Genomic DNA, 7,725 nt, shown 5'->3' on the forward strand with positions numbered 1-7,725 from the left:
GGTTGTCTCACGCGCGGGCAACCTCGCGCCGGGGTTGGGAGAATTCGCGAACGTGTCGGCCCGAGCAATCCCGGAGGAGGCAGGCGAGGACGCGGGCTTCACCCTGGTGGAGATGCTCGTGACCCTGGTGATTCTCGGCCTCGCGGCGGCGGTCGCGACGCAGTTCGCCGGCAGCGGCGTCGGGCGCCGGGCCGACCGGATCGCCGCCACCCTCGGCGCGGAGATGGCCCTGCTGCGGGTGCAGGCCCTGCGCTCCGGCGAGACCGCGCATCTCGTGTTCGAGCCCGATTCGGGGCGCTTCCTTTCCTCAAGGCCCGGCGCGGCGCCCATCGCGACGGTACCCCTCCCGGTCCTCGTGCAGGTCGAGGAGGCCGCGACGGCGACGCCGGGCGAGATCCGCTTCCTGCCGGACGGCGGATCGAGCGGCGGGCGCATCGTCATCGGCGGGCGGGTGCTCACCGTCGGCATGCTGCTCGGCCGCGTCTCGCGGGGGACGCTGCCGTGAGCGCATCCCGATCCGGCGGGGAGGACGGCTTCACCGTGGTCGAGGTGCTGGTGGCCTTCGCCATCGCCGCCATCGGCATGATCCTCGCCCTGCAGATCGCGGGGGAGACGGTGACGGGCCTGCGCCGCGCGGCCTTCTGGCAGACGGAAGCCGACGAGGCCGAATCGATCTGCCTGCACCGGATCGCGGCGGGCCCCCTGGCGGCGGGAATCGGCGAGGGGCGGTTCGCGGATGGGCGACCCTGGACGCTCATGGTGAGCGACGTGCGCGCCGCCCTGCCCGCGCGGCGCGGCCCGGCGGTGTGGCGCCTCGTCCTGACGCTCGGCGGCCCGGAGGGGCGGCCGGTCTACACCACCCTCGTGCCGGGCAAGCCCGATGCGTGAGGGCAAGCCCGGCTCGCAGGATGGCTTCGCGCTGGTCGAGGTGCTGGTCTCCCTGGCGCTCGCCGCGCTCGTCGGCGTGCTGCTGATCGAGACGGTGCGCGTCGCGGGGCGGACCTCCGCCGCCGTCGCCGCCGCCGAGGGATCGGGACAGGTCCGCGCGGTGCGCGATCACCTGACCCGCACCTTCGGGAGCCTCGCCAGCCGTCACATGGACGGCACCCAACCGGTCCTGCAGGGCGGGCCGGACGGCCTCTCGGCGGCCATCGCCCCGGACCGCGCCGTCGAGCGCCCGGCCGAACTCGTCGCGACGCTGGCGGGAATCCCGCGCGGGGATGGCGGCTTCGATCTCGTGGAGCGGCGCATCCCCCTCGAAACCCTCCAGGGCACGGCGGCGACGGCGCGCTCGGAGGTGCTGCTCGAACGGGTCGCCGGCCTCGGGCTGCGCTATTTCGGAGCGCCGGCCAAGGGGATGCCCGCCACCTGGGCGGAGGCCTGGGCGCGCCGCGACCGTCAACCCGACCTCATCGAGGTGCGGGTCGCCTTCGCCCCGGCGGACGCCCGGCGCTGGCCACCGCTCCTCATCGCCACGGGAGACATCCGGTGAGCGTCGGCGACCGGCAGGGGGAGGACGGCTTCGTCCTCGTCTCGGTGGTGATGGTGCTCGCCGTCGTCAGCGCGGTCCTCGCCACGGCGATCCTGCAGACGCGGGCCAACGCCGCCCTTGCCCGCACCCGCGCCGACCTCGTTAACCTACAGGGCATGGCGGACGGCATCACCCGCCTCCTCGCCCACGACCTCGCGGTGGGCCGGACCTACCGCCTCGCCGGGCTCGGCCTGCCGGAAGACGGCAGCCCCATCGCTTGCGCCCTCCCCTCCGGCCGCGTGGCCGTCCTGTCCCTGGAGGATCAGGGCCGCCTGATCGACCTGAACCGCACGCCGCGCCCGGCGATGGAGGAGGTCTTCCGGCTTCTCGGCGTGCCCGATTCCACCGCCCTCGCCCTCGGCGCGGAGATCGCCGACTACCGCGACGCGGACGATGTGCCGGAGCCCAATGGCGGCGCCGAACTGGCGCAGTACCGCGCCCGGGGCCTCGCCTACGGCCCGCGCAACGGACCCTTCCTCAGCGTCGATGAGATCGGGCGGCTTCCGTCCGTGACGCCCGAGATCGCGGCGCGGCTGCAGCCGGCGCTCACGGTCTACAACGAGGCCGGGTCGTTCGACCTCGCCTCCCTGGTGCGGAGGCTGCGGCCCTCGGGCCCGATGCCGCCGCAGGACGGGAAACGATCACCCTCCCCGCGCCAATATTTCCGCATGTCCGTCACCCTCGTGCAGGGGACGGCGCGGGCCGGGCGCGTCGGGGTCTATGCCCTCGGCGGCACCCGGACCGGAACCGACTTCCTCGTCTGGCAACCGGGCGTGGCCTTGTCCGCCACGCCCGGCGCCGATCATCCCGCCTGCGCCGCGATCCGCGCGGCGCTGACGACCTCAGAGCTTCGAGGCAGTTGAGGTGAAGAGCTGGTCGGCCGCGCCATTGCAGGTCCAGCCGACCGCCGCCGATCCCACCTGACCCGTGCCGCCGTAGACGCCGAGGCAGAGCTTAGCGTTCACCGAGACGAGGCTGTTGCCCGTGCCCTGGGCCTTCGGCGTCCAGGCCTGGTTCGTCGCGTTGGTGCAGGCGTATTGATAGACCTGCGCACCGGGGGCGGCGGGCTGGTTGTCGAGGGACAGGTCGAGGCACTTGCCGGAGGCGGCGTTCACGTAGGCCGTGCCGCCGTTGCCGCTCGTCGGGCGCCACATCTGCTCGGCCGCGCCCGTGCAGGACTGCTGCGTCACCGGAGCCCGGTCGTTCTTGTTGCCGGCCGGCACCGCGAGGCAGAGGCCGGATTGCGCCGACACCAGCGGCTGGCCGGTCGCGGTGCTGCTGGCGCTCGGACCCGTATAGGTCTGGTCCGGGACGCCCGTGCAGGTCCAGCCCACCACGCCCGCGCCCGCCTGGGTCGAGGCGCCGTACACGCCGACGCAGAAATTGTTGTAGGCCGAGACGAGGGCGTTGCCCGCGCCCTGGGCCTTGGGCGTCCACGCTTGGTTGCTGCCGCCGTGGCAGGCGTACTGATAGATCTGCGCCCCCGGATTGACCGGCTGGTTGTCGAGGGTCATGTCGAGGCACTTGCCCGAGGCGACGTTCACGAACGCCGTGCCGGTGACGGTCGAGGTCTGGCGCCACAACTGCTCGTTTCCGCCCGTGCAGGCCTGCTGGGTCACGGGGGTGCGGTCGGCAGTGTTGCCGGCCGGCACCGAGAGGCAGAGGCCGGAATGCGAGGCCTTCAGGACGCTGGCGGTCCCGCCGCCGGTCCCACCCGTCCCGGTGTCTCCGGTGCCGTTGCCCGAACCGCCGCTGCCCGTGCCGCCGGTCCCGCCGCCATTGGTCCCGCCGGAACCGCCCTGCGAAGAGGCGACGTAGGTCGTCGCCTGCGCCGGGGCGGCGACGGTGTTGCCGACCGCCACGATGATGCCCGGCGAGGGCACGCCCTTCGAATCGACGGCGACGAGCTGGTAATAGCCCGGCGGGACGACGTTGGCCGAGGACGGCGTCTGCACCGTCACCACGTTGCCGGATTGCGAATACTGCGCGACGTAGCGGCGCTGCGTCGACTTGAAGTTGTGCGTGACGAGGCTGAGCCCCACCAGCACCACCTGCGACAGGCCGTTCTGCGAGGTCAGCTCGAATTGCGTGCTCTGGCCATAGGCCATCTGCAGCGAGGCGAGGCTGACGATCTGCGGGCGCGGCGCGAGGGCGGCGGCGCCGTTGGACGAGGTGAACAGGTAGGGCGGGTAGTAGATTTCCGCGTTCTGGTTCGCGACCGGGCCGGGCGAACCGCCGCCGGCCGTGAGCAGGGCGCCGTTCTGCATCAGGATCGCGGTGGAATGGTAGCCGCGATAGATCGCGGCCGACGCGGCGACGGTCCACTGGCCGCTACCCGGGTTCCAGATCTCGGTCTGCAGGACGGCGGCGTTGCCGGCATCGTCAACATGCGTGCTGCCGCCGTTCACGACGACCTGGCCGGGGGGCAGCACCGTCGCGTTGGCGAAGGAGCGGCCGTACTTCATCGGCGCCACGTCCTTCAGGACGGGGTTCGCGCCGCTGATGTCCACGGTGGTGGCGCGGCTTGAGGCGGTGTAGCCTTCGCCGTTCGTCCAGGCATTGCCGCCGACCTGGATGATCTTGCCGGAATCGTACATCACGGCCGTCGAGCCGGGGCCGACATTCGGCGCGTCCACGGCGTTGGCGACGTTCTTCTGCCCATCGCGGAAATTCATCGTTGTGACGGAGCCGTTCCCGTTTATGTCGAGGTACCACATCTTGTCGGACGTGATGCCGAAGACCTTGCCGTTCGGGGCGTTCCAGGCGCGCGGATACCAGTAGCGGCTGTTGTCGGGGCCGAACGCATCGCGGCTGTTGGCGCCGAATAGGCTGTTCCACTGGTTGCCGTCGAAGATCTCCGGCGTCATCGCCTTCATCTCGCCGTTGTTGATCGAGGCCTGCGGGTTCCCGTAGCCGGCGGCGTAGGGATAGGTGCCGCCGAGGATGATCTGCTTGCCGTTCGGCAGGGTGAGCAAGGTCGAGTAGTAGCGGTCGTTGGCCATCTGGGCCTTCACCGCGCCGATGGCGGTGGCGCTGCTGTTGAGGATGACGCTGCCCTTGTCCTGGCCGTTGTCGAAGATGCCGCCGGAGGAGATGAGCGAGCCGTCGAAGCGGAACGCCTGCGCGCCGCAGAAGCTGTTCACGCCGACGACGCCCTGCACGGTGACGTGCGCGTTCGCGGCGCCCGCGCGGGTCGGGTCCCAGATGTCGAAGGTGCGGCCATCCTGAGTGCCGGGGTTGTTCACCGGCGTGCCGTAGGAGACGATCTTGCCGTTCGGCAGCAGGCCGAGGGTGATGGCGTTGATCGGCCACGTGGAGACGCCCGAAAACATGCCGGTCGTCGCCGCCGAGGCGGGGATCGAAAGGCCCGACAGGAGCGGGTCCGGCACTTGGTTCACGACCACCTTGAACAGGGCTGCGTCGGCAGGCTGGATCAGCCCGCCCGCGAGCATCGTGGCCGAGAGGAGCGCGATCCGGCGCGCCCGCGAAGCGGCGTGGGAGGGGGTCGAGACGGTCATGTCGGGGTCCGGAGTCGTGGGCTGGGGGTCAGTGAGAGGCGGGCGTGGCCGGCTGGCCGATGCCCTGGGGGAAGGTGTCGAGGGTCGCGAGGTCCCGCTGCAGGCGGGACGCGTCCACGGCGTCGCCGCCGTAGGTCATGGCGACGTTGCCCCGGCGGTCGAACAGCAGGATCGTCGGGGGCGGCTCCGGCAGGCGGTCGGCCGGGTAGCGCAGCCGCTCCGCGAGCGCCTTGGTCTCCGCGGCATCGGAGGCGAGGAAGCGCAGGCGCCGGTTCGGCCCGAGGAGCCCGTCCGCGAAGGCCCGCAGCCGGGCGGCATCGTCGGCGGCGGGGTCGGTGCCGATCACGAGGAAGCGGACACGGTCCCGCAGCGACGCGGGCAGGTCGCGGGCGAGCTTGTCGAGGTCCATCGTCCGGGTGACGCAGAGGATCGTGCAGCCCGCGCTCGCGAAGGACACGACGGTCAGCCGGTCCCGGAGGTCGCCGGGCGAGATGTCCCTGCCCTGTACGTCCCGGCGGGAGGTCGCTTCCCCGCTCCAAACCAGATTTCCGAGATCGCTCGGGCCGGTCTCGGCCGTCGCTCGGCCGGTGATGAGGCCTATACCCGCCAGGGTCAGGGCGGTTGCAAGGGCGATGATCTTCATTCGTGCCAACGGCAAGATGCGACGACTGGTTGTCGAAGCTGCTATGGCACACGGTTTAAGACACGAGCATTGCCAGAATCTGCGCAACCAGCGGTTTCTTCGCCACAGCGTGAATGAAAATGGCTAATCGGCCGGCGGGCGGCAATCCGCCGTGTTTGATAGGCGCGCGCGGTGAGGCATGACCGTGATCCCCTTGCCGAAGCCCCGCCGCCCGCCATCTCGCGGGGAGCTATGGAGACAGTATCCCGCCCATGGGTCTCGATCCCTCCGACCTGACAGAGCAAACCCGGACAGCCATGACCGAGCGGGGTGGAACGGCCGACGAGGCGTGGACGCTGGCGAGCTTCAGCGACACGATCCATCGCGGCGGCGTCGCCCTGTGGGCGTGGTCGCCCGTGCGGCGCCTCGCGCGGCTCGACAGCCTCTGCCAGGAATTCTGGGGCACCACGCAGACGGTCATCGGCATCGATGAGCTGTTCGCGAAGGTGAACCTCGAAGACCGCCTCGGGATGGTCCGGGAATGGGAGGCCAGCGCCACCGACCCGCAGCCCTACAGCTTCGATTTCCGCATCGGTGTGGGGCCGGAGGCGCGGTGGATCTCGGCGCGGGGCGTCGGCGGCGAGGCCGGGCGCGTCGGCGAATGGCTCCAGGCCATCTTCATGGACGTGACCGAGCACAAGCGCGCGGAGGAGGCCGAACGCCTCCTCACCGCCGAACTGGCGCACCGGGTCTCGAACATGTTCAGCGTGGCCCGCGCCCTGACCTCCATCGTCGCGCGGGAGGCGACCTCGACGCCCGCCTTCGCGGAAGACCTCGCCCGCCGCTTCGGCGTGCTCCACGAGGCCACGACCCTGGCGACGCGCTCGCAGAAGTCAGACCAGGGCCACGTGCACCTGAAGGACCTCGCGCAGCGGATCCTGTCGCCCTACCACCAGGGCTACAACATCGCCGTCGCCATCGACGAGGGTGTCGTCGTCGGGTCCGAATACACCAACGACTACGCGATGATCTTCCACGAACTCGCCACCAACTCGGCGAAGTACGGGGCGCTGTCCGGCTCCGGGGCGGTGCGGGTCGAGGGCAGCATGACCGGCGACACGATCCGGCTCACGTGGCGCGAGGGCGGGGCCGATCCCGGCGCGGTGAAGGGCGAGGGAACGGGCTTCGGCTCGCGGCTGCTGAAGCAGACCATCGAACGCAGCCTGCGTGGCCGTTTCTCGCGCACGATCGACGGCGACGGGTTGCGCTTCGAGATGAGCGTGCCAACGGGGTGACGGGCGGTTTCCCGCCCGCCACTCCCCCTCAGTTGGCGCGCGAGACCTCGACGAGGTTGTCCGAGAAGGACGGCGCGTGGCCCATGTCGGTGAAGGCGCCCGACGAGATGCTGTTCACCGTGCCCTCGTTGAGCTGGCGCCAGTAGCCCAGCGTCGCCACCACGATGCCGGACTTCACGTCGTCGGTGATGCGCGCCACACCCTTGAAGGCGCCGCGGTCGTTGGCGACCTTCACCCGGTCCCCGTCCAGGATGCCCCGCGCCCGCGCATCCTCGGCGCTGATCATCACGAACTGCTCGCCCTGGCCCTTCTGCTTGTCCTCCATGTTCGCGTAGCAGGAGTTCAGGAAGTAGTGGCTCTTGGGCGAGACGATGTTGAGCGGGAAACGCTTGGCCAGTTCCGGATCGTTCGTGTGCGACTCGCGCGGGCCGAGGTAGTCCGGCAGCGGGTCAAGGGCTTCGCCGGGCTGGAAGCCCTCGTACATCTGGCGGAACGGCGGCGCGACGAAGTTCGTCGCGCCCTCGACCTTCAGCATGCACTTGCCGGTCGGCGTCGGGAAGTTGCCCTCGCGGTGCGGCGCCCGGTCGTCGGGCGTGCCGACCTTCAGGCCGGCGAAGCCGTGCTCGCGCATATAGGCGAGGTCGATGCCCTCGCAGGCCGGCGCGTTCCAGTCGACGTAGTGCTCAAGGCACTCGGAGTCGGTCCACTTGAAGTTCTCCTCCTCGTAGCCGAGCCGGGCGGCGAGCTGCCGGAAGATCT

The 7,725-nt window shown here is 70.8% G+C and carries 8 protein-coding genes; 5 read left to right on the forward strand and 3 right to left on the reverse strand.

Annotated elements, in window-relative coordinates; genetic code table 11:
* Window positions 1-52: 52 nt before the first annotated feature.
* The 4 genes from AAHF99_RS09270 to AAHF99_RS09285 are packed head-to-tail and all read left to right on the forward strand — an operon-like array spanning window position 53 to window position 2,394.
* Complete coding sequence (locus AAHF99_RS09270; protein ID WP_342163892.1) at window positions 53-505, forward strand: pilus assembly FimT family protein; 453 nt, start codon at window positions 53-55, stop codon at window positions 503-505.
* On the forward strand, window positions 502-888 hold the full coding sequence (locus AAHF99_RS09275; protein WP_342163894.1) for a type IV pilus modification PilV family protein: 387 nt from the start codon (window positions 502-504) through the stop codon (window positions 886-888). The genes AAHF99_RS09270 and AAHF99_RS09275 overlap by 4 nt, the downstream gene beginning before the upstream one ends.
* Entirely contained in the window at window positions 881-1,492 is a 612-nt protein-coding gene (locus tag AAHF99_RS09280; RefSeq protein ID WP_342163896.1) for a hypothetical protein, read from the forward strand. Before AAHF99_RS09275 ends, AAHF99_RS09280 begins: the two co-directional genes overlap by 8 nt.
* Window positions 1,489-2,394, forward strand: coding sequence for a type II secretion system protein GspK (locus AAHF99_RS09285; RefSeq protein WP_342163898.1), 906 nt, complete (start codon window positions 1,489-1,491; stop codon window positions 2,392-2,394). The genes AAHF99_RS09280 and AAHF99_RS09285 overlap by 4 nt, the downstream gene beginning before the upstream one ends.
* On the opposite strand, the gene AAHF99_RS09290 is transcribed toward AAHF99_RS09285, so the two are convergent.
* Together AAHF99_RS09290 and AAHF99_RS09295 are read right to left on the reverse strand one after the other, a co-directional pair.
* Window positions 2,374-5,049, reverse strand: coding sequence for an RICIN domain-containing protein (locus AAHF99_RS09290; RefSeq protein ID WP_342163900.1), 2,676 nt, complete (start codon window positions 5,047-5,049; stop codon window positions 2,374-2,376). The genes AAHF99_RS09285 and AAHF99_RS09290 overlap by 21 nt on opposite strands.
* A gap of 28 nt (window positions 5,050-5,077) precedes the next feature.
* Entirely contained in the window at window positions 5,078-5,692 is a 615-nt protein-coding gene (locus tag AAHF99_RS09295; protein ID WP_342163903.1) for an SCO family protein, read from the reverse strand.
* A 251-nt stretch (window positions 5,693-5,943) separates the two neighbouring features.
* On the opposite strand from AAHF99_RS09295, the gene AAHF99_RS09300 reads away from it, so the two are divergent.
* Window positions 5,944-6,966: a sensor histidine kinase gene (locus AAHF99_RS09300; protein ID WP_342163905.1), complete on the forward strand. Its 1,023-nt coding sequence runs from the start codon at window positions 5,944-5,946 to the stop codon at window positions 6,964-6,966.
* A 28-nt stretch (window positions 6,967-6,994) separates the two neighbouring features.
* Here the strand turns inward: AAHF99_RS09300 and AAHF99_RS09305 are convergent.
* A partial coding sequence (locus AAHF99_RS09305; protein ID WP_342163907.1) for a molybdopterin dinucleotide binding domain-containing protein occupies window positions 6,995-7,725 on the reverse strand: 731 nt, incomplete at its 5' end.

It is taken from the genome of Methylobacterium litchii (assembly GCF_038442315.1).
Classification (GTDB): Bacteria; Pseudomonadota; Alphaproteobacteria; order Rhizobiales; family Beijerinckiaceae; genus Methylobacterium; species Methylobacterium litchii.

Excerpts from the sequence above, each read along its gene's own strand:
- AAHF99_RS09295 (WP_342163903.1), bottom strand. The coding sequence starts at position 5,692 with ATGAAGATCATCGCCCTTGCAACCGCCCTGACCCTGGCGGGTATAGGC.
- AAHF99_RS09300 (WP_342163905.1), top strand. The coding sequence starts at position 5,944 with ATGGGTCTCGATCCCTCCGACCTGACAGAGCAAACCCGGACAGCCATG.
- AAHF99_RS09280 (WP_342163896.1), top strand. The coding sequence starts at position 881 with ATGCGTGAGGGCAAGCCCGGCTCGCAGGATGGCTTCGCGCTGGTCGAG.
- AAHF99_RS09290 (WP_342163900.1), bottom strand. The coding sequence starts at position 5,049 with ATGACCGTCTCGACCCCCTCCCACGCCGCTTCGCGGGCGCGCCGGATC.